We start from the raw sequence: 23,192 nt of genomic DNA on the forward strand, positions 1-23,192 counted from the left end.
ATAATGGGGTTATGTGATTTTTGTCATGGCTGTGTGAATCAAGCTGTGTTAATTCCGATAACGAAACGGAGTGAAAAAAAGCGTGACCTACGTGGATACTTCAGATATCTCGGCGCAAATGTTTGTCACCGTCCTCCTGTTCCTGATTGTGCTTGCGCCCCTGTTCAGCCTTGGCATACTCCGATTGTTCCAGAGCAAAAAGAAGGCTGGTTTCATGTACATGCTGTCAGGATTGCTGGTGTATGTTGTATTTCAGACTTTCATGAGTATTTTTTTCTAGATGTAATTATTTGTTTTCATGCAAAATCCCCTTTCGCAGTAATTCATGGGTACACGTTATCATGTACTCTGAATTACAGACGCAAGGGGATTTTTCTGCATATTTTTGCCCATTCTTAACATTGATGCTGAATTATGGACAACTCGAACTTTCTTTAAATCGTTCTTCAATCATATAAACGATATTCTGGATTGAGTACCTATATATTTAATACGTTTACGTTGTTTTGAGATCTGACCTCTGCAGAAGATAAGCAATGGAGTTTTTTGACTTACTCTTTAATCCTAGTTAAAGGAACAAAAGTAGTCAAACCAGTATGTTTTTTTTACTTTTTCAATGTAAAATGATTGTTGGTTGGAAATTAATATTGGATTTACCACTAGATTAGAGAGGAGCTTTAATATGCTTAAAAAGACATCTGGTTTCCTGTTTGATTTTATACTTTGTTCTATTCTTTATTTTATTGGTATAACCCTACTATGGGGTATAGAAATGCAAGTTTATCCTATGATGAGTGTTAATCCAAAAGATTATATTTTGATATTCTTTGTAATTAATTCTTTGATAACTTTTCTTATTCATTCTAGATTTTATAATTTTGGGAATTGGTATACCTCACGAAAACTAATGATCAAATCCCGAACTAATAAAAAAGTAATGTCAGTTATTATTATAATGGCCTTAATTCCAGTTGTTTTAACTAGTATGTGAGCATGGATATCTCGTATACTCGCCTGTTCCCAGAAGCGAAAATGCTCCTCCTGATCTATAATCATGCTGCTTGTTCACCTCAATTATGCTCTGCGACTTAAGAAAATGATATCGCACTTCTGTACATCGGACAATTGCGAATGATGTTTGTGACAAGATACCAATTCATCCGAACCACTCATAGAAAACGCACAAAAAACCGTACCCTGCCGGGTACGGTTCTTTCTATATCCTAACGGCTCGCGAAAACCGGAATTTCATATGAATCGAAAATTTCTTTCAACACATGATGATCCAGATGATCAGCCAGATTTAAGCGTCCAATGCTTTGGCAAATTGGGTTTTATTCATACCCAGAATGCGATGTTCACCAATGACAGTCAATGGCACAGCACGTACGCCCATGTCCCATACTTGTTGCGCAAATTCATCGCTAGTTTCGATGTTGCGCTCTTCATAAGAGATACCTTTGTCAGCCAGGAACGTTTTTACGGATTTACAGTTCGGGCAGTTGGTAGATGTATATACAATTACGTTTTCCATGTTTAATTCACCTCATATGTTTTTTATTAATCTATCGTTTGGTTGGAATCAGCTCATTCTATTACAGAACAACTGCGCTGTGCTCCAAGCTTTCAATGTATTTCTCTGTGTCCATAGCAGCCATACATCCGCTACCTGCAGCTGTGATCGCTTGTTTGTAACGAGTATCTTGAACGTCACCACATGCAAATACGCCTGGGATGTTTGTCTCGGATGTGCCTGGTGTAGTCAGGATATAACCATGTTCATCCGTAGTGATCTGTCCGCCAAGGAATCCCGTGTTTGGTGTGTGACCGATAGCTACGAATACGCCGCTTGCTGGAATCACTTCTTCTTCACCTGTTTCGTTGTTCAACACTTTCAATCCGGTTACGCCGTTGTCGCCAGCAAGTACTTCGAGTGGTGTACGGTTCAAAGCCATTTCTACTTTTTCGTTGCTGCGTGCACGATCCTGCATGATTTTGGAGCCACGCAGTTCTTCACGACGGTGTACCAGCGTTACTTTGGAACCGAAACGGGACAGGAAGCTTGCTTCCTCAAGAGCAGAGTCACCACCGCCGATGACGATGATTTCTTTGTTACGGAAGAAGAATCCATCACATGTTGCACATGTGCTGACACCGCGGCCTATATTCGTTTCTTCGCCAGGGATACCCAGGTATTTAGCAGTTGCGCCTGTGGACAGGATCAATGTTTCCGATACGAGTTCACCCATACCTTCAACTTGAATCTTGAATGGACGCTCGCTCATGTCGATGTTGTTCACCCAGCCTGTGCGGAATTCAGCACCGAAGCGCTCCGCTTGTTTACGCATGTTGTCCATCAGTTCAGGACCCATAATACCATCAGGGAAACCTGGGAAGTTCTCCACTTCAGTCGTTGTTGTCAGTTGGCCACCAGGTTGTGGTCCTTCAATAACGAGTGGGTTCATGTTGGCACGTGCCAGATAGATTGCTGCTGTCAGCCCTGCAGGGCCTGTTCCGATAATGATTGATTTATACATGTATAGTTCCTCCCCCGGGTTCTGCAAAAAGGTTAGACCCTCCGGCATCAAAAGCTTAGGCTTTTGCATACACTAGAACGAAAAGCCCACATCATGTCCACAAGACCTGCCTGTGATATGACAATGGCCCTATGCAGAAACGGAATTCTAATTTATAATCATTCTAATCTGTTGTTCATTATGATCTCTTTTATGTACGGTGTCAATGCTCGGCAGCGATTATGAAGAAGTCTTCATCAGGAGGGAAAATGGAAGCATGAACGATGCACTCATTGGCAGTTTTATATCAGCCATGTCTACCGGCCTAGGGGCCGTACCGATTCTATTTATGCGTAAAATATCACACCGTCTGCGTGATATCTTGCTGGCATACGCCGCAGGTATTATGACCTCAGCCTCGGTGTATAATCTCATTCCGGAAGCGCTTGGCCAATCGAATCTCTTTGTACTTGCATTTGGTATTATGCTTGGTAGCCTGGTTCTACTGGTGCTGGAGATGAAGATTCCACACGTCGATCTGGAGAATCCCGAGAAAATGCCTTTTAAAATTGAAACCAAAGCCTTCATGATTATTGCAGCCATCACCATGCATAATCTGCCGGAAGGGTTATCCGTTGGAGTCAGCTATGCAAGCTCGGATGAGAACCTTGGCAATCTCATTGCCTTTTCCATTGGATTGCAGAATGCGCCGGAAGGATTTCTGGTGGCCCTTTTCCTAGTAAACCAGAACATTGGCCGCTTCAAAGCGCTGGGTATTGCCACCCTGACCGGAGCGGTAGAGATTATTACAGCTATGATTGGTTACACCTTGAGCAGTCTCGTAGCTGGTCTTGTGCCTTATGGTCTGGCCTTTGCAGCCGGTGCGATGATGTTCATTGTTTATAAGGAACTTATTCCCGAGAGTCACGGCGATGGCAATGCACGTGTTGCGACGATGTCCTTTTTACTCGGGCTCATCACGATGATTGGTCTGACCGAACTGTTTTAATTGAAGACTAAAGAACCCGGCGAACAGTCCAAGACTGTCAACCGGGTTCTTTGTTTAGCCACAAATGAAGATTCCATGAAATTACTGGGATCGTCTGTCAGAGGTATTATGCCCTCTCCTGATCAGGATTGGATGAAACGAATCAATTCCGAATTGAATTTTTCCAATTCATCATAGAATGCACCATGACCACTCTCTTCAAAAGCAATCAGCTGAGACGAAGCGATGCCTTGGTGCATCTGCTCGGCGAACTCAAACGGACAGATCTCATCTTTTTTCCCGTGCAAAATGGCTGTTGGCACTTGAATGGAACTCAGGTCACCTCGCAAGTCCTCATCCCGCAACGCAATTGCACTGCAAATGGTACCATAAGATGAAGCTTCCATGCCGAGGGCGTGGAACCAATCCATGAATGGCTGGCTGTGTTTCTTCGCGAAGAACATGCCGCCAAACGTCTCCAGCAACTTCGGACGATCTGCAAAGATCGGCTCAATGATCTGCTCGTTCAGCTGCTCTGGAGTCAATCCATACGGATAACCTTCACGCTGTGTGAACACAGGTGCTGCCGCAGATAACAAGGCCAGCTTGGAGACGCCATGTCCCTTATGGCGAGCCATGTAATGTACTGCGATCGCTCCACCCATAGAGAATCCTGCGAGTACCGCGTCTTTCAGCTCCAAATCATCAATAACGGCACGAACATCGTCTGCCATGCGATCATAATCATATCCTGTGGAAGGCTTATCCGATAAGCCATATCCTCTAAAATCTATCGCGATGGCACGAATGCCATGGTTCGGCAGTACGTTCAATTGGTATTCAAACATTTTATAATTAACAGGCCAGCCGTGCAAAAAGACAACCGGGGTTCCTTCGCCAATATCTTCAACATATACTTTTACATTTGGTTCCACTTGTACATAACGTCCCATATTTCACAGCTCCCTTATTATCGAATCGTCTCTTCGAATCATTACCCGCTGACCCAAGGTTCAAACGTAAGCTGTTCCACCAGCCGCATACTACCAGCGAAACCAATTACTCATTTTCCTCTTCAAATCTTATTACCGTAGCAGTCTAAGCCCATTTAGAATAACCAGAATTGTACTGCCTTCATGACCTACCACACCCAGAGGCAATGCAACGTCTTGGAGGAAGTTACCAACAATTAAAGCCAGAATAACGGTGATGGCAAAAAACATATTCTGCTTCACCGTGCGCTGTGCTCGACGAGCCTGCCCAATCACCCAAGCGATCTCTTCAATGTTATCGTTCATAAGTACCGCATCAGCGACCTCCAGTGCAGTCCCGCTGCCGGACAATCCCATCCCCATACCCACAGTAGCTGCTGCAAGTGCCGGTGCATCATTGACACCATCCCCTACCATCAGCACAGGACCATACTGTTTGCGGAGTGCTTGTACCTGCTTCACCTTATCTCCAGGCAGCAAGTCTGCATAGACCATGCTTACTCCAGTTTCACGCGCAATTACAGAAGCTGATCTGGCTCGATCTCCTGTTAACATGGCAACTTTTACACCCATCGCTTCAAGCTTTTTCACTGCAGCTGCTGCCTGTGGCCGTACCGTGTCCCGCATCGCGATCAGCCCGACTAATTCACCATCAGCCATAACAGCGGATACGGTTTTTCCCTCCCCTTCAAGACGAGAGCATACATCACCCCACTCAGAAGATACTTTCACAGGGTTAACATCATGTTCATCTGAATCATCAACGTTAGCGTCCTTTATCTTCTCTAACTGCAACGATTCCATTACATTTGTTTTGCCAATGCTCCAGACCACATCGTTTACCGTTCCTTCGATGCCCCAGCCTGTTAGAGCCTGTACGTGCTCTGCTTCCTGAAGTGTAATGTTTTCCTTGTTCGCCTGATCTACGATGGCACGAGCCAAGGGGTGCATGGAGAGGTTCTCAATCGCCGCTACCGCAGCTAACAGCTGGGTACGATCTACATGTTCAGCCGTAATAATATCGGTGACTTGCGGGGTGCCCATGGTCAATGTACCTGTTTTGTCAAAAGCCACGACCCGCGTGCGAGCCATATTCTCCATATGGGCACCACCCTTGAAGAGAATGCCACGGCGCGCACTGCTGGACATCGCGGACAACATGACAGGCATGATGGCAGACACCAATGCACAAGGTGAAGCAACAACCAGAAACACCATGGCTTTATAAAATGCCTCATTCCATGTCCAGCCAAACAGTAGTGGAGTTCCTGCAATGACAAGTAAGGTCACCATTACAACAATACGTGCGTAAATTCCTTCAAACCGCTCCATGAAACGCTGGGAATCCGGCACTTCTGCCTGCGCTTCTTCCACCATTTTAATGATTTTGCCAAACAGTGACCCTTCAGCCGATTTTGTAACCTCTACGTATAAAGCACCCTCCCCGTTTACCGTACCTGCATAGACTTCATCCCCCGCAACTTTGTCCACAGGCAGGGATTCTCCGGTGATGGACGACTGATTGATAAAAGAACTCCCACGGTACACGACACCATCTGCTGGGATGAGTTCTCCCGGTTTGACCAATAGCAGATCACCAGGTTGCAGATCATCAATAGCCACGAGGTTCATCTGTCCATCCTCAATACGCAGTGCAGTCTCTGGCTTCAGCGCCAGTAAAGATGAGATATCCTTATGACTGCGCTCTGTCGCATAACTTTCCAACGCACCACTGAGTGCAAAAATAAAGATCAGCATCGCACCTTCATTCCAGTAACCGATGGCTGCTGCCCCGAGGGATGCTGCAATCATCAGCAGGTTTACATCCAGATCACGTTCCTTGACCAGTGTCTCGATGCCTTCCTTCGCTTTGGTCCAACCGCCAACGGCATACGCCACAATGTAGAGCATGATGGATAAGGTACCAAAATAAGGTGCAGTTCCCCAGGCAATCAGCATCAACAGCCCGCTGCCCAATGCAGATTGCATCTCTTTATTCTGCAACATGGCTCGGAAATCAGGCTTCTTGCTCCCATTGGAGCCGGGTGTTTGGGATGAGCGCTGTCCCGCTTGTTTCTGTCTGTGTAGTGGTTGATGTATCGCTTGCATATAAATCACGTTCCTTTCGAATGGTAGGTTTGCGGATGAAGAGTCTGCTAAATTCCGCTCCCAAAAATGAAGTTGTATTGAGAATGAGAGCCATTGTTAATGCCCTAAAAATGACACATGCTGCTGCGGGAATCCCGCAGCAGCATGGTTTTGAGAATGATTTTGAAATAATCTCGAATGAGAATGATAATCATTTTTGCGCTTATGCAATTGTGTTTACTCAATACAACTTTTAATCAGTATATGCCTGTGATCCACATTTGTAAATGGGCTTTTTCAGATGGATAGTCATAAATGCGTGTTCAAAAAGATAAAAGCCGCTGTCCCGGAGGACAACGGCTTTAACCATCATTTTAATATTCAATATGACCTGTTTATGGCATACCACTTAAGTGATTGTTCACACATTCACCAAATACTATTTATGCGCCTACACTTGCTCCCTGACTTGCTTTGATGGCTTGCTCCAGATCATAGATAATGTCTTGAATGTTCTCAGTACCCACAGACAGACGAATCAACTCCGGATTAACCCCTGCTGCAGTTTGTTCATCTTCGGTCAACTGCGCGTGAGTTGTACTTGCCGGGTGAATAATCAGTGACTTGGAATCGCCCACGTTTGCAAGGTGAGAGAACAGTTTGACACTTTCAATCAATTTGCGGCCTGCATCCGCACCACCTTTGATGCCAAAGGTCAGAATCGCACCCTGCCCTCTTGGCAGATACTTCTGTGCAAGCTCATAAGAACCGTGGCTCGGTAGACCTGCATAACTTACCCAAGACACATCCTCATGTTTCTCAAGGAATTCTGCAACCGCAAGGGCGTTGCTACTATGACGCTCTACGCGCAGATGTAATGTCTCGAGTCCTTGCAGCAACAACCAGGAGTTGAATGGAGAGATCGTTGCACCCAGGTCACGCAGAAGTTGTACGCGAGCTTTGATAATATAAGCAATCGGTCCAACCGCTTCCGTATATACAACACCGTTATAACTGGAGTCCGGCTCCGTCAATCCAGGGAACTTGCCACTTGCTTTCCAGTCAAATTTCCCGCTATCCACGATAACGCCACCAATGGATGTACCATGACCCCCAATAAATTTCGTTGCAGAGTGAACGACAATATCTGCGCCATGTTCGATTGGACGAAGCAGATACGGACTTGGGAATGTGTTATCCACGATCAAAGGAATTCCATGTTCATGAGCGATGGCTGCCACCGCTTCAATATCCAGTACATTCCCCTTTGGATTACCGATCGTTTCGGCATACAATGCTTTCGTTTTCTCCGTAATCGCTGCCCGGAAATTCTCAGGATCACTGGAATCCACAAATTTTACGTCCAGACCCAGTTTCGGCAAAGTCGTCGAGAACAGATTGTATGTACCTCCATACAAACTCGCCGAAGATACGATCTCATCACCTGCACCAGCAATATTCAGAAGTGAAAACGTAATGGCTGCCTGACCAGAAGCTGTAGCCAGCGCTCCAGCTCCGCCTTCCAACGCCGCAATCCGTTGCTCAAACACGTCGGTTGTTGGATTCATCAGACGGGTATAAATGTTGCCAAACTCTTTCAAACCAAACAAGTTAGCTGCATGCTCGGTGTCCTTGAATCCATAGGATGTTGTCTGATACAAGGGCACAGCTCGTGCGTTGGTGGTTGGATCAATCTCCTGGCCTGCATGAATTGCCAATGTTTCAAATGAAAGCTCACGTTCGTTTGACATAAATCTGAATCCTCCCTCAATGTATACGTTCTTTAAGTTCCTGATGTCTTCGCATGGTGGCGTATGTTTTCCATATTCTCTCACAAGATGTCGCATTTGAAAAGACTTATTTCCGATTGTTCCGATAAGAAATATTAAATATGTACATTATCGATTTCTGTACCAAAAAAAACCTTTGCACTCGCAAAGGTTTTTCAGCTACGTTGGCTTCGGTATGCAATACCTCATCCTGGGTTTGGTTAGACCCGAACTGCACTCCATACTTCACGCAAATGTTTGGCCGCAGGTACAGCTTCCTCCGCAGTTACGCCTTCAAGTGAAATATCGATATGTGGCTTATACGTTTTTAGCAATTCAAAAAATAACGGGTAGTCCAGTATACCTGCCCCAGGTACCGGATTGAATTTCTCTCCCTGTGCATCGAAGGCTACGTCCTTGGCATGGATCACAATCATGCGCTGATACAGCGATTCCATCACCTCGCGCAAGAAAGCCCCTTGATCTGCAGCATGTGGTTGCTTGATCAGATTACACGGGTCGAACAGCATCCCCAGATTGGATGAAGGAATCTCTTCAAACAAACGTGTCATATGTTCATGGGTATGAAGAGTATGGGTGGACACAGGCTCAATCGCCGCATGCACGCCCCACTTCTCCGCTTCCTCAGCCAACTCCTCAACCGTTTCTTTCAGCACACTCCACGCCTTCTCTTCATATCCATCCGGGTGCGTACCCTGATAGGTGGTCCGTTCTCCGGTTTCCGTTGCAACCATACTGCAGCCAAAATCCCGCGCATAACGCAGATGCTCCTTGAATCGATCAATGTCCGCACGTCGTCTTACCGGATCAGGGTCAATCGGATTAATATAACAGCCCAGTACCGCAATCTTCACCCCGCGCTGTGCAAATTGATCTCCGATTTCATTCGCTAGCCCTGGGCTCAACTTGCCATTCGATGAGTCCACATCGGATAATGCTTTGGCCAGCGCCAGCTGTACGGAATTAAATCCGTTATCCGCAATCGTCTGCGCAAGCTGTGCTGTAGGCTGTTTGCCAAATGTATGCGCCAGAATACCAAGTTTCATCTCACTGCCTCCTTATGCTAATCCGATTATCAAGTGATTAACGTGCCATCCAGCCGCCATCGACATTCAGCACATGACCATTCAGATAATCCGAAGCGGCAGATGCCAGAAAGACAACCGGGCCTTTCAGATCTTCAGGTGTTCCCCAACGCCCAGCAGGAATACGGGCTGTAATATCCCGGTAACGATTCTCGTCCGCACGGATCTGGGTAGTATTATCGGTTTCCATATAACCAGGTGCGATACCGTTAATCTGGATTCCTTTACCTGCCCATTCATTGGCGAGTGCTTTGGTTAAACCGGCAACGCCATGTTTACTGGCTGTATACCCTGGCACGTTGATCCCACCTTGATAGGACAACATGGATGCAATATTAATGATTTTGCCACTTCCGCGTTCAATCATATGTCTGCCTGCCAATTGGCTTAGGAAAAATACAGTGTTCAGGTTCAGACCAATTACATCATGCCAGTCCTGAACTGCATGATCAGCCGCAGGTGTGCGACGAATGATTCCGGCATTGTTGACGAGAATGTCAATTCTGCCCTGGAACGCAAGCGCCTGTTCGAACACAGCCGACAACTCATCTTCACGACTTAAATCCGCTTCAATCACATAAGCTTTGCGTCCGAGTGCTTCAATGGCACTTGCCGTTGCCGCAGGCTTGGAATAAGAGACCAGCACCACATCAGCACCTGCTTCTGCCAAACCAATGGCCATCCCTTGTCCAAGTCCTCCCGAGGTACCTGTCACCAGTGCAACTTGTCCGCTTAAATCAAATGGGTTCATGAATGATTCCTCCGCATGGTTTTGATATGCAATCCTTAGATCCGTCCGTTCTTTAATCCCATGAATAATGAATGAGGTTAACTTTGATAATCCACTGTGACACCGCTCTGCTCGTATAAGGCAGCCGTCTCTTCATCCAAACGACTATCGCTGATAATATAGTCCAGTTGCGAACACTGGGCGAAAGTTCGCAGTGCAAATTGTCCGAATTTATAATGATCCACAACGCCGTATACTTGCTGCGAGGCAGATATCATTGCTTTTTTCAAAGGAACCAGATCTCCCGTGTATATGGATAATCCAAATTCCGGATGAAGGGCTGTCGTGGATATAAAGGCTTTATGAATGTTAAGACTGGATATAAACGCAGCCGTATCATCCCCAACCAACATATTCCGTACACGCGCCCCGCCAGGCACAACCAGTCGCACTTGCTCCTTTTTGGTCAACTCCGCAATGATGAATAGATCATTAGTCACCACCGTCAGCGGTTGATTATCGAGACGTTTGGCCATCTCTAGCGTAGTGCTGCCACCATCGAGGGCAACGATATCTCCAGGTCGAATGTAAGCAAGGGCACGTTCAGCAATCTCCGTCTTCTCCGTATGATGCTTCTCGGTAACTCCGCGGCTATTCAAGATGCCGTACTGGTCATTCTGAGCCAGCATAGCACCACCATGGACACGTACGAGTAACCCCATACTCTCCAACTTGTCGAGATCCTCTCGCACAGTCTTCCCCGTCACCTGCAACAACTCACTCAGATCACTGACGGTTACTTCCTGGCGTTCCAGCAGAGCCTCCATAATTTTTTCATGTCTTTTCAATGGATTCATCATAATCAACTTCCTATACCACCTGAGTCAAATGAATGAGTGTTCTAGTGTCTACCCTGTCCATTTAACTCAGACATCTGTAATTTATTATTTCAGGTCTTTCATCGCTACGCCGTCCATATCTTCGAACGTCTGGTTCTCACCAGCCATCGCCCAACAGAAGGTGTAATTGCTTGTACCCACACCACTGTGAATGGACCAGCTTGGGGAAATGATCGCCTGGCGATCACGTACAACCAGATGGCGTGTTTCGTTTGGCTCACCCATCATATGGAATACAACACCGTCCTCAGACAAGTTCCAGTACAAGTATACTTCGGAACGGCGGTTATGGGTATGTGCAGGCATCGTGTTCCACATGTTACCCTTGTTGAGTTCGGTAATGCCCATCACCAACTGACAACTCTGAATTCCGCCTTCTCCTTGGTGAATGTAACGATAGATCGTACGCTCATTGGAAGTTTCGATGCTGCCCAGATGATTTGGCTGAGCTTGTTCTTGTGTTGCTTTTACTGTTGGATAGGTGTGATGAGCCGGTGTGGATACAAAATAGAATTGGGCAGGTTGAGCCTTGTCACTGCTTGTGAACACAACTTCCTTCACACCTCTACCGATGTAGAGACATTCCTTCGCTCCAATCTCATAACCTTGTCCGTCCGCTGTCACTGTTCCGTGACCACCGACATTAATGATACCGATTTCACGACGCTCTAGGAAAAAGTTCGTTCCGATATCTTTCAGGTTTACTTCAAGGGTAATGTCCTTGCTCTCAGGTACAGCCGTTCCCACAATATAACGATCCACATGAGAATACACCGTTACCAATTCATCAGTTGCAAACAGTTGCTCCATCAAAAATTCCTCACGCAGGCGAGATGTATCATACGTTTTCACTTCATTGGGATGTGCAGCATAACGATTTTCCATTATTAATCCATTCCTTTCGTCATTTAAATTAGTTGGGATTGAGTTTGATAATGTTCATATAAGTTCATTTTAGTTCATTATGTATCTTTTGTGTACCTTTATTTTCGAAAAAGTAATTTATGTGATAAAACATTTATGATTCTAACTGCCTTCGATATAATACAAGACATGGTCAGTCAAAGGAGAGATGCAAGTTATGGATTACCAATCGTGGATCGGAGTACCTACTCCTCCCAAGAAAATGGTTATTACCACAGATCAGATTGTCCAGTTCACACAAGGCTTTCCAGAAGAATTTCGTCCCGACGCAAGATCCATTCCTCTCACCTTTCCGATGATATGGTGGCAACAGACACACTTACCCTGGATGGAGCTTCCTAGGAAAATTATGATCCATGGCCAACAATCGTTTACATACGAACGTAAATTGAAGTATGATGCAGCTTTATTTTACAGGATTGAACTTGCAAACGTACGCGAAACAACTGGATCTTTGGGGAAGATTCAGCTCCTTGATTGTACAATGAAGGTTACGAACGTCATGAAACAACCCGTACTCGTTGCTAACACCACATTAATACTTCTAGACTCTCCAGCGTTGCAGCCTTCGTACTCCGAACTCGAGCCTGTGTATCCGCAATATCCCTCGGAGATTTATTATCAATGGGATGGGAAACACCGTCTCTCATCTGGTGAACTCCTGTTCGACGCTTGTCTTGGAACCATAACCAGTTCTATGCTCATCGCCTATGCAGCCGCATCGAGCGATAACAACCCAATTCATCTGGATGTTCTCAAAGCACATGAAGCAGGTGCACCTCGCCGAATTGCACAAGGTATGCTTATCGGTGGCATGATTGGAAACCGACTACAAATGCTGGGGTTGGATAACTGGATTCTATGCGATATAAAATACCGATTTCGCTCACCCGTGATGGAAGGGGACGTCGTCCGTGTCCTCGTGAGTGTCATCAACACGGATAACCTCTCCCATCTGGCATGCAGTATCACAGTCTATATTGAACATCGAGCGGGTGTTCCTTCTAACTTGCTAGCCTATGAAGGATCCGTTCGTTACACGGCCCGTTAATCCCACTCTCCAATTCGGACATGACCCTTAAGCAGATTACGGGAAATAATCATGCGTTGAATCTCGTCTGTGCCCTCGAAGATTCTCCATACTCGCATTTCCCGATACCAACGCTCGATCGGCAAGTCCTTCGAATATCCGATTCCACCAAAAATCTGAAGGACCCGATCCACAATATCGTTTGCTCTACCTGCACCGTACAACTTGGACATCGTTGCATGATGTCTTGCATCCAGCCCCTGATCCACCCTCCAAGCAGTATATAATACCAGCCATTTCAGAGCCTCCAGCTCAACCGCAGAGTCGGCAATCATCCATTGGATGCTCTGCCGACTTGCCAACTGCTCTCCAAATGTCGACCTTTCTTTAACGTAATCAATGGCCATATGGATCAGCCTGCCAGATGCACCCACAGCAATAGCCGGAATCACCCAACGCCCTCGACTGATCCACTGCATCGCTGTTGTTAACCCCTGCCCCTCTTCACCGAGCACATTTCCGTTTGGCACGAACACTTGGTTAAACGTAAGTACAGAAGGACTTTTATCCCCACCCATCGTAGGAATCGGCTCTGACGTCCACCCCATGTCCCGGTCCACCAGAAAGCAAGTGATCCCTTTGCCCGGCTCTGCCTGGACATCAGTCACTGCAAAAACAATTGCAAAATCCGCCTCGTTTCCGTTTGTGATAAATACTTTCTCTCCATTGAGTACCCAACCATCCGCTACACGCTCAGCACTCATCTGAATTCGACTTGCATCGGAACCTGCCGAACGCTCCGTTATTGCAAAACAGGACTGTCTCTCGCCCGCAATAACGGGAAGCAAATACTTGTTCTGTTGTGTCTTGCTGTTGCAAAGGTACAGAATATTGTCCGCTTCCCCCCCGAAGACAAACGGAATACATGTGCGTCCTAGCTCCATTTTCAGGAGTGCACTAGTGACCGTCCCAAGATTTGCTCCCCCATACTCTTCTGGTGTCTCAATACCCCATAGGCCCTGTGTTTTCGCCTTTTGTTGAAGCTCTCTAATCTGTCTAAGTTCGATCCCGGGTCTTCCCTCACGCTCGTTACGCAATAATTCAGGTTCCAACGGAATCAGTAGCTCATCCACAAAATGGCGTGCGGCGGATTGAATCTGCTTCTGTTGCTCTGTCAATTCAAAATTCATGTCAACCTCCCGTATAAAATGTCATCATTTGGGGCCAGAACAGCTGATCCATGATCACTTGAAAATTTCATGTTTCACAATTCCCCTGACTGCATACTGATGGTACAAGTCAATTAACTGATCTTCCGAAGGATGCTTGTAATACAAAACATCAAATTTCTCGTTAATACATTGGCACAAGATATCCAGGTCCGATGATGGTGTCTTATCTATAACCAACACTTCTCTATGGGCAGCTTCTGCCGAAATGGTCTGGATCAGTTCTGGGCCCTCGGCATAGACAACAATGATGCTGACAGGTAATCGATCCCCCTCGTAACCCTGATGTGCTCTTACAACCTTCTCAAAGCGAATATAACAATCCCACCATGATTTTCTAATCTCTGGGTCAAAAAATTCCTTTAAGATGCTTTGCGCCTGTACTTCAAACATCGGATGACATTCGAGGAAATAATCCAGATTCGTTTTCCAACCATCATAACGATTCTCATCAAACTCGGAAGGGTGAAAGATATGGAAGGTTAACGCTTTTTTGTTCAATACGAACGTTCCTCCAGCCTGTTGCAGACGATAGCCAAGCTCACTGTCTTCCAACCCCCATCCCTTGAACCCTTCGTCAAACATACCCGATCGGATCAGTACTTCTCTGTTTACCGAGAAATTGCAGCTGAAAGACAGATGCCACGCTGTACGGAATACGCTTCCATTTTCCGAAAAACGTTCCATGAGCTGAAATCGTTCATCTGCTTCTGATGATGTAATAGCAGCATGCACCCATCCCGGATTTAACGACGTTATATCGATGCTCTCTTCACCCAAATATCTTCGAAACCCTATGACAAGTTTCCCCTCGGCTAGCTTGTGCACTCTCAAATGCTCATAGATAAAGTCCGGTCCGGCGAGTTGATCTCCGTCAAGGAACACGATCACATCTCCATTCGAGATAGTAATCCCCTTGTTTCGTGCCGCTGCCCGACTTGATTGCTCCGTAGAAGGAATGTAATTATATCGTATAGGAAAATCATACGTAAGCCTGCCGATCATCTCGCCCGTGCCGTCTATAGACCCGTTATCGATAACTACAACTTCGTATTGATCGCCTTCACACAAACGCTGTCTCGATAAGGAAGACAAACAGGCCTGAATCACTTCTTTCTGATTATGCGATAGAATAATTACACTAGCTTTCATACGTATCTCCTCCCACATGCCGGACTACCTTTTTATTTGCGTTTGGCACCAATAATAGTACAAATCCCAGGAAGGCAAGTGCTGCCGAACAGGCAATCACTATTTTAAAACCAAAATAATTTCCGACTGCTCCGGCTAGTAATCCACCACCCATGGAACCAATGATGTTTGCATTGTTGTACAACGTTGTGGCCGTACCTGTCATTTTAGGAACCAAATCCTGAAAAAAAGTCATTCCAACTCCAAGTACAATCGCGATAAAAATGGCACTGAATATCTGGATAGCAATGATCTGCCATCCCGATTGGGTAAACCAAAATAGTGAAAAATAGGCGACTCCAAACAATCCCGCGCATTTCATAACTGTGATACTACCAAACCTTTTGGCCAGTATTCCCAAAATGATCATGGTGGGAACCTGCAAGGCTGCGTTAACTCCCGAGATCATGCCAACGTCCAACTTCCCGCCTTGCAACTCTTGCGTAACATATAAGGGAGTTACAATGCCCCCCATCGTATTAGCCAACTCAAATGCCATGAAAGCAAGTAATGAAAATACAATCTGCGGTGCCATCAGCAGGCGCTTGAAGCTACGTACTGAGTCAGATGATAATTCCGTTCCGCCCCCCGGTTCCCGACTCTCGTCTGCTCGAATCATCAGTACAAATACGGCAACGAGCATGTACATCAACGAAACAACCAGAAACAGGCCTGTGTACGAGAACTGGTAGATTATAAAAGACGCCATTACAGGACCAAGAATCCAGGCCAGAGACACCAGAGCTCGCAATACAGCCATAACAACGGTGACATCTTCACTCGCCTCCCTCTCGACTACTTCTCTCGCAAGAGCAAATAATTGCGGAAAGGCCGAGAATGACAAGGCCATGAAAGTACAGGAAACCAGCATTAACACAATGTAACTGTCCGTATTTGCATAGAATACATAGCCTACAGAAGCAGATACACATGATCCAACAATGATCCACTTGCGCACAGGCTTTTTATCGGACAATCGACTAAACAGCGTACTAATGATAATGCCGCTTAACGATCCACACGCCATAAAGATCCCTAATGATAAGGGGCTCATTCCAGCCCGTTCTACTCCGAATAATGGCATGAATGGTAGCGTTAATCCGTATCCCAAACCAATAAAAAAAATGCATACGGATAATAAAAGTAAGGCCGGGCTTCTCAGGACAACCAAAAGACTTTTCAATAGAACCTTGCCCCCTCTTTACAACAACCGACGAATGAGTTCAGCTGCACGCTCGGCTCCTCCGTACTGCGAAGTACAGACGTTTTCCTTCAGCGACATAGCCTTATCCATGTCTCCATTAGTCATCATCGCGTTAACAGTCTCAGCTAGAGCGGATCCCGTAACCTCATCTGGGGACATTACTCTGCCACCGCCAACGTCCTGTAACTGCTTGGCGTTAAACTCACGTTCTGCCCAGGTCGGAATGACCAACGACGGCGTGCCTGTTAAGATCGTCGTCATGCAACTTCCATGTCCGCCATGGTGAATCATGACATCGCTATGCTCGGCTGCCATAACTCCCGATACATATGAGGTGAAGTGTACATTAGGGGGAACTTCCACGCTGTCCCCTTCCAATGGATTAAAACCAGTAGCAATCAAAAGCTCCGTCGAAGTGTTACCGAGTGCTCTAACGGCTTCCCTGAAAATATGACCACCACTCTCCACCCCCCATTCCACGAGACGACTTGTGTACACAAATACACGTGGCCTCCTGTCGTTGTCTGATTTCTTCAACCAGTTCGCAGGCATTCCTGTCTCATTTGTATCTCTCCATACCACGGGACCGATATATTCAATTGGAACGGGCAGCTTCCCGATCTGTACCGGATCAAAATCCGGTATGCTCGGAAGAAGGGCAAGATTACCCGCCAGAAATGTGAGAAGGTTGTCCGTTTCAGGCAGACCATACTCAACCAACGCTCCGTTCAACACATTCGTGACATCTGGTATGTCTCCATATAATCCATAATTCGTTGTAAAAGGAAGACCACCTGGAAGTGTGCTGGACTGATTTATAGAAACGAGAGGAATGTCCAGCTTACAGGCAATGAACGCTGCGGGGACACTCGAATCGGAAATAACAAGGTCCGGTTTAAAACCGATGGTTACCCGCAGACGAGCTTCAAGCTCATTTCGCATGTAAACAGGGTCCGAGTACCCCATCATGGACAAAAAGTGATTCATATCCTTGAAGTTTGGGTGGAAAACCTGTCCCTTGGGAGCAGGAATAACTGGAATCGGAATATAGGTAAAACCCATCTGTTCCATCGCGACCCCGGCATTTCCCCAGATTGTGAACGCCACCTCATGTCCCATCTCTCGTAACTTTAGTGCTATGGGAAGACAACGATTCACTCTCCCCATCCCGGCCATCATCCCAATAAAAATGCGTTTTTTCTTCAACAAAATTTCCTCCATCAATTCGTATATTTCGGAAATAGTTCTACACTTTCACGTAGGCTGACAACACTTGCTCAAAGAGTTCGCCTGCTTCCCAACCGTTCTCCCTACTGGATTGGGTGGCAACTATACGGTGCTCTGGAGGGGACCACACACCGATCTTTCCACCATTAACAGAGAAGATCTGACCGGTAACCTTACGGCAACGCGGCAGACATAAGGAAAGCATCAATTCGGCCACATCTTCCGTTGAACCTACTTTCCAGTACTCGGGAAACGACTCACCTTTCATTTCAGCGTTCTGCTTCGCCCGTTCGATATAGGGCATTGTCATGTCAGTACGCGCTGCGGGAGTAACTGCATTCACATTAATACCATAAGATTCAAGTTCCAGCGAAAGTGTCCACGTCATGCCTATCAATCCTGCTTTGGCAGCACTATAATTTAATTGTCCGATCATTCCGGTCAAGCCCGCCACGGAGATCATATTAATAATGCTGCCTTCCCTTCGTTCCCTCATGCCCGGCAGAGCGGACCGGATACAAGCAAAGGCTCCCTTAAGATGCGAATTCAATACAAGATCCCACTCGGTTTCACTCATTTTATGGGCCATCTTATCGTGAACAACTCCGGCGTTGTTCACCAGGATATCAACTTTGCCGAATTCGCGAAGACCCTCCGATATGATGCGTTCACCACCGGCCATGCTTGCGACGGATTCAACGACCCCAATAGCGGTCCCTCCCTGATTCCGAATCAACTGAACAACGTCCCATACCCCACCTTCTTGTACACCGTTGACAACTATCTTGGCTCCTTCTTGTGCCATACGTATTGCGGTTGCACGCCCAATTCCGCGGCTGGAACCCGTAATGACTGCTACCTGTCCCTCTAACAACAAAGGCTGTTTCCTCCTATTCGCACTTCTCCCACAATGATGCAAGCCCGATCCCGCCACCAATACCCAGTGTTGTGATTCCCCGAGCCCCATTTATGTGCCTCATCTCGTTGAATAGGCGTGTAACCAGGATGGCTCCCGATGCACCGAACGGGTGTCCAAGCGCCAGTGCCCCGCCCCCCACATTAACAATGTGAGTTGGAATATGCAGTTCTCTTAAAGAGGCCAGAACTTGTGAAGCGAACGCTTCATTGAATTCCACAAGATCAATGTCTTCCATTGCCAAGCGATTTCGGCTGAGCAACTTGGTAACGGCAGGAACCGGACCGATACCCAAGTAGTTCGGGTCAACGCCCACTGCCACACTGTCGATAAATTTCATTAGTGGTGTAAGTCCTAACGATAATGCTTTTCCCATTGACATGATTAAAACGATAGCGGCTCCATCATTCAATGGACATGCATTACCAGCCGTCACTGTACCATCCTGTTCGAAAACAGATGGCAATGCTGCAAGCTTCGTAAGTGTTGTATTCGCCCGAGGACATTCGTCTGTATGAATGATTCTAAGTTGCTTACCCTCCGGGATAGACAATGGAACGATTTCGTTGTCGAAACGCCCGCTTTGTATTGAAGCAATCGCTTTCCTATGACTGGAAAGCGCATATTCGTCCTGGTCCATTCGAGTCACACCGTACTTCTTAGCAACGTTGTTAGCCGCCTTCCCCATATCCGGATCTCCGATCCATTCCGGAGAGAATCGTGTGCGAGTGATTACTTGAGGTACTACACTCCCGTACAGAGACAAGGGTTTCTCCAATCTCCAGGGTGCACGACTTGTGCTTTCGACACCACCAGCCAGATACACTTCCCCGGCACCTGATTGAATCAGCCTCGCTGCTAAATGAATGGCTTCAAGACCAGATCCGCATTGACGATCAATCGTCACGCCAGGGACCTCTACTGGGAGTTTGGCTTGTAACGCGGATAACCTGGCGATGTTACCTCCCCCACCTACTGCATTCCCCAATAGAACATCATCAATGTCACCGGGAGGGATGGGAATTTCGCTTAAAATGGCCTGAATGACTTCTGCAGCCAGTATCTCCGGCGGTGTCTCCTTAAACATCCCCCCGTATTTACCGATTGCAGTTCGCTTCGCGGAAAGAATAACAGGAATCAACATATTGTTCATATCTTTATTTTCAGTAACTCGTTCAGTTTTGTTCGCGAAATCTTTCCACTCGTTGTATAGGGGAAGGCATCCACCCGCATAATTTCCTTTGGACACTTGTAGGTAGCAAGCTCACGACGGCACAATGATACAATCTCATCATCACTAACCTCGCTACCCATTCTGAGCTTGATAAGTGCGCTCACCTTTTGGCCCCAGTATACATCGGGTACACCTACAACGATGACCTCCTCAATGCCTTCCAATGTTAACAACAGCTTCTCGATTTCCTCCGGATATATATTAAGCCCTCCGCTAATAATCATGTTTTTCTTTCGACCAACCAGATATAAATAACCTTCGGAATCTCGTGTTGCAAGGTCTCCCACAGTTGCCCATTCACCATGTACAACTTGGCTGGTTTCTTCCTCGGAACCATAATATCCGGTAAAGATCATCGGGCTCTTTACAAACAATTGTCCTACTGCGCCTTCGGTTACTTCCGTACTATCCGCTTCACGAATGGATACCTGCACACCGGCAAACGGTTTACCGATTGAATCAGGCTTATACCGATTTCCTTCCGGATCAAGTACTGTGACAAAGCTTAGCTCGGAGGCACCATAAAATTCATACAAACCTGCATTTTCAAATACCTCTTTCACCTTCCGTTTTGATTCTGGTGACCATTTATCACCTGACGTAATGAGAGATCTGACAGATGGCAGCGCAATAACTGAATCAGAAGCCATGAACGCTTTGTAGAGTGCTTCAAACATCGTAGGTACAAGATAAAGATGTGTAACCGCATGTGTTGCTAACGTCTCCAATACGTATTCCGCTCGGAATTTGCTTGTTAGATGGAATGTCCCGCCAATATACAACGTTTGAATGCACGCATATAACGTAAGTGAATAGACCAAAGAACCCGGCGCCAATACATGGTCTCCTGCATCATGCACGAATGTTTCACGCGCATATGCAAAGCTCTCGATCCATGAACGCTGAGAACGGAGATAGCCTTTCGGTCGTCCGGTCGTCCCGGAGGTATATCCCATGTAGAACAGGCTATCTTCAGTTGAGGATCGCTGTGGTTCGGCTTCTTCCCTTCTGAGAGAACGAGGTTCACCTGTATCCACAGTAATCACCCTTGTTGACGATGGAATATGAGGTATTCTGGCTTTGAACTCCACATCTATGACAAGCACACGAGGTTCACATTCATTAATAACCTCCGTCAGATTTGCATCGCTCCACTTGGGATCAAATACAGCAGCACACATTCCAATTTTGGTGGCTGCAAGAAAGTATTCGATCATCACGGCACTATTGTTCATCAGCAGGCCGACAAGAGGAAGTTCATCGGCTTCGAAATCTTCCTCAGTAGCCAGAATTGTATTTGCTGCCAGCTTTATTCCATGGTATAGCTCGGCGTACGAAATCTGCCGGGCATCATCAAAGATGGCAGTTTTCTCAGGATTCTGGGAAGCATGCATGCGTATCGCATCAGCCAGTAACATCATTTCACCTTCCTTACTGTATTAACTAAGGGGGTAGCCGGGAGCACTATCTCACCTGTTTTAACCAGATACAACCCTTTGTCCGATACACGAATATGCGGCAAATGTGAAGCTGTCAGAAATAAAAGAGAATACAGAGGATCACCAAATCGGTAACCGTGGACACGCATTTTCTCATTGAAATGATCCACACTAGCGCCGATTGATGCCACGCTCTCCAAGCTCATAGCTCCACTGAGAGGAAGAGGAATGTACAGTTGCTCCCCATCCACGAAATATACTAATATTCCTTCCCCGCGAACTTCCAACTCCTGAGATGCTTCGCGCATGACAGACAGAGATCGCCCAAGTAAAAGTGTATCGTTCGAAGCGTTGTAAGTACTTGCTAATGCCTTGATCCCACACGCTAAACCTTTGATTCGGGTGTTAATCACCCAACTTCCGTTAACATCCAGTAATGTCATCCAGTTCTCATCCGTTTCCAATTCCGCTCGGGGATCAAAATGGTACGATTGGGTGATGACATCGTTCACCAATTCAATACCGATGTCGGTTCGAGTTTCCATCTGGTCCAGCCTCAGGTTACCGATCGTTCGACGAGACCGAAAAGTGGAGCGCAACCAAGTGTGTATCTCTGCTTCATCTGGCTCTACTACTCGCCTTTGATTTTGGACCACCCAATCACCTCGTTGCAGGACATGCAGTGGATCAGGTTCATTTATGGAGGTTAAGACGTTCAAACAAGCCAGTCTGCCTGGTGCAATCCCGCCTAAGTCTTCATCCAGACCGTAATATACTGCCGGATTTAAGGTAGCAAGACGATAGGCATCCGCTACAGATATTCCCGTCTCCATACAGATCTTGATCATGCTGGCACAGCTCGTCCTCTTCACATAGTTTGGTGACGGGCCATCGCTGGTAAGCATCATTCGGTTCATATTGAATCGGGAATCACCTTTCATCCCTTTAAGGAGGTGTGGCAAATCAGGACGAATAGATGAGTATCGAAGAGAGGCGTACAGCCCCGCTTTTAATCGTCTAAGTACATCTTCGGCATGGAGAGCTTCGTGGTCAGCTGTGATGCCCGCTGCAGCCATAGTACTTATTTTTTCATAAGATACGCCCGGCAAATGTCCTTCCGCCCTCATCCCATGATGAGCCTTCGTTAGATAAAGTTGCTCTACCAATACTTCGTCGTTCGCCAGCAGTTTGGGCCATTCGGTCAGTTCCCCGCTCTGTATCACAAGGTTATGTTGTAGCCACTTGTCCATAGTCATTGGATCAGCTCGATCAGGACGGTCAATGTTACACCACCATAGGAACATATGGTGACTTGTCTCCTCCAGCTTCTCAATGAATGACAAAGCTTCAGTTCCTAGAAACGTTAACAGAGACAGATTATCATTAATGGACAAGACCGTACCCTTCTGTAACAGAGCTTCTCCCCATGTATAAGGATTGTACATTTGGCATGGGTGTGCATGAGGTTCAATATATCCTGGAACAACAACATGATCTTTCTCCAATTCAATGACCTGGGTCTGGTCTGAAGTGGGTAGTTCCTTGGCTCCAACGTAGGCAATACGACTTCCGGACAGATAGATATTCGCTTGTTCAACTTCCCCTGTGTATACGTTCAAGTAAGATGCCTGTCTAAACCACATTGTCGCAGGCTGATCACCTTTAGATACTGAAATAAGTCTGTGATATTCATGTAGATTTGTCGGGTAA

20 protein-coding genes are annotated in these 23,192 nt (G+C 46.4%); 3 read left to right on the top strand and 17 right to left on the bottom strand.

Going from position 1 to position 23,192, the window contains the following annotated elements; genetic code table 11:
- Positions 1–82 precede the first annotated feature (82 nt).
- The gene (locus tag MHI48_RS26040) at positions 83–280 is read left to right on the top strand and encodes a hypothetical protein (protein ID WP_017692236.1); all 198 of its coding nucleotides are present in this window, start codon (positions 83–85) and stop codon (positions 278–280) included.
- Between the two features lie 1,023 nt (positions 281–1,303).
- Here the strand turns inward: MHI48_RS26040 and MHI48_RS26045 are convergent.
- Positions 1,304–1,534: a glutaredoxin family protein gene (locus tag MHI48_RS26045; protein WP_036668031.1), complete on the bottom strand. Its 231-nt coding sequence runs from the start codon at positions 1,532–1,534 to the stop codon at positions 1,304–1,306.
- Positions 1,535–1,595: 61 nt separating this feature from the next.
- Positions 1,596–2,537: a thioredoxin-disulfide reductase gene (gene trxB / locus MHI48_RS26050; RefSeq protein WP_036606934.1), complete on the bottom strand. Its 942-nt coding sequence runs from the start codon at positions 2,535–2,537 to the stop codon at positions 1,596–1,598.
- A 256-nt stretch (positions 2,538–2,793) separates the two neighbouring features.
- Here trxB and MHI48_RS26055 point away from each other — a divergent pair, with 256 nt between their 5' ends.
- Positions 2,794–3,525, top strand: coding sequence for a ZIP family metal transporter (locus MHI48_RS26055; protein ID WP_036606933.1), 732 nt, complete (start codon positions 2,794–2,796; stop codon positions 3,523–3,525).
- A 122-nt stretch (positions 3,526–3,647) separates the two neighbouring features.
- Here the strand turns inward: MHI48_RS26055 and MHI48_RS26060 are convergent, their stop codons facing one another.
- From MHI48_RS26060 to kduI, 7 genes are all read right to left on the bottom strand, one after another.
- Entirely contained in the window at positions 3,648–4,457 is an 810-nt protein-coding gene (locus tag MHI48_RS26060; RefSeq protein WP_076328892.1) for an alpha/beta fold hydrolase, read from the bottom strand.
- Between the two features lie 132 nt (positions 4,458–4,589).
- Positions 4,590–6,605, bottom strand: coding sequence for a heavy metal translocating P-type ATPase (locus MHI48_RS26065; protein WP_076328891.1), 2,016 nt, complete (start codon positions 6,603–6,605; stop codon positions 4,590–4,592).
- A gap of 422 nt (positions 6,606–7,027) precedes the next feature.
- A complete protein-coding gene (locus MHI48_RS26070) occupies positions 7,028–8,335 on the bottom strand; it encodes a homocysteine synthase (protein WP_036606925.1) in 1,308 nt (435 codons plus the stop codon).
- A gap of 239 nt (positions 8,336–8,574) precedes the next feature.
- A complete protein-coding gene (locus MHI48_RS26075) occupies positions 8,575–9,420 on the bottom strand; it encodes a sugar phosphate isomerase/epimerase (protein WP_076328889.1) in 846 nt (281 codons plus the stop codon).
- A 37-nt stretch (positions 9,421–9,457) separates the two neighbouring features.
- A complete protein-coding gene (gene kduD, locus MHI48_RS26080) occupies positions 9,458–10,210 on the bottom strand; it encodes a 2-dehydro-3-deoxy-D-gluconate 5-dehydrogenase KduD (RefSeq protein WP_036606921.1) in 753 nt (250 codons plus the stop codon).
- Positions 10,211–10,287: 77 nt separating this feature from the next.
- Complete coding sequence (locus MHI48_RS26085) at positions 10,288–11,046, bottom strand: DeoR/GlpR family DNA-binding transcription regulator (RefSeq protein WP_076328930.1); 759 nt, start codon at positions 11,044–11,046, stop codon at positions 10,288–10,290.
- Positions 11,047–11,133: 87 nt separating this feature from the next.
- A complete protein-coding gene (gene kduI / locus MHI48_RS26090; protein ID WP_076319655.1) occupies positions 11,134–11,973 on the bottom strand; it encodes a 5-dehydro-4-deoxy-D-glucuronate isomerase in 840 nt (279 codons plus the stop codon).
- Between the two features lie 241 nt (positions 11,974–12,214).
- Between kduI and MHI48_RS26095 the strand changes: the two genes are divergently transcribed.
- Positions 12,215–13,063, top strand: a complete 849-nt coding sequence (locus MHI48_RS26095) for a MaoC family dehydratase (protein WP_405144737.1) — start codon at positions 12,215–12,217, stop codon at positions 13,061–13,063.
- On the opposite strand, the gene MHI48_RS26100 is transcribed toward MHI48_RS26095, so the two are convergent.
- Genes MHI48_RS26100 through MHI48_RS26135 form a run of 8 tightly spaced genes read right to left on the bottom strand, consistent with a single transcriptional unit; the run spans position 13,060 to position 23,125 of the window.
- Positions 13,060–14,232 carry an acyl-CoA dehydrogenase family protein gene (locus tag MHI48_RS26100; RefSeq protein ID WP_076328887.1) on the bottom strand — a complete coding sequence of 391 codons (1,173 nt, stop codon included), beginning with the start codon at positions 14,230–14,232 and terminating at the stop codon, positions 13,060–13,062. The genes MHI48_RS26095 and MHI48_RS26100 overlap by 4 nt on opposite strands.
- 54 nt (positions 14,233–14,286) lie before the next feature.
- A complete protein-coding gene (locus MHI48_RS26105) occupies positions 14,287–15,423 on the bottom strand; it encodes a glycosyltransferase family 2 protein (protein ID WP_076319657.1) in 1,137 nt (378 codons plus the stop codon).
- Positions 15,413–16,645, bottom strand: coding sequence for a sugar efflux transporter (locus tag MHI48_RS26110; protein WP_036668049.1), 1,233 nt, complete (start codon positions 16,643–16,645; stop codon positions 15,413–15,415). The genes MHI48_RS26105 and MHI48_RS26110 overlap by 11 nt, the downstream gene beginning before the upstream one ends.
- Before the next feature lie 18 nt (positions 16,646–16,663).
- Positions 16,664–17,872 carry a glycosyltransferase gene (locus tag MHI48_RS26115; RefSeq protein ID WP_405142201.1) on the bottom strand — a complete coding sequence of 403 codons (1,209 nt, stop codon included), beginning with the start codon at positions 17,870–17,872 and terminating at the stop codon, positions 16,664–16,666.
- Positions 17,873–17,912: 40 nt separating this feature from the next.
- The gene (locus MHI48_RS26120) at positions 17,913–18,770 is read right to left on the bottom strand and encodes an SDR family NAD(P)-dependent oxidoreductase (RefSeq protein ID WP_076328884.1); all 858 of its coding nucleotides are present in this window, start codon (positions 18,768–18,770) and stop codon (positions 17,913–17,915) included.
- Positions 18,771–18,783: 13 nt separating this feature from the next.
- Positions 18,784–19,962 carry a thiolase family protein gene (locus MHI48_RS26125; protein ID WP_405142202.1) on the bottom strand — a complete coding sequence of 393 codons (1,179 nt, stop codon included), beginning with the start codon at positions 19,960–19,962 and terminating at the stop codon, positions 18,784–18,786.
- Positions 19,959–21,464 carry an AMP-binding protein gene (locus MHI48_RS26130; RefSeq protein WP_083677470.1) on the bottom strand — a complete coding sequence of 502 codons (1,506 nt, stop codon included), beginning with the start codon at positions 21,462–21,464 and terminating at the stop codon, positions 19,959–19,961. Before MHI48_RS26130 ends, MHI48_RS26125 begins: the two co-directional genes overlap by 4 nt.
- Positions 21,461–23,125: an adenine deaminase C-terminal domain-containing protein gene (locus tag MHI48_RS26135; RefSeq protein ID WP_179086540.1), complete on the bottom strand. Its 1,665-nt coding sequence runs from the start codon at positions 23,123–23,125 to the stop codon at positions 21,461–21,463. The genes MHI48_RS26130 and MHI48_RS26135 overlap by 4 nt, the downstream gene beginning before the upstream one ends.
- Positions 23,126–23,192 lie beyond the last annotated feature (67 nt).

It is taken from the genome of Paenibacillus sp. FSL H7-0942 (assembly GCF_045040715.1).
Lineage (GTDB): Bacteria > Bacillota > Bacilli > Paenibacillales > Paenibacillaceae > Paenibacillus > Paenibacillus amylolyticus.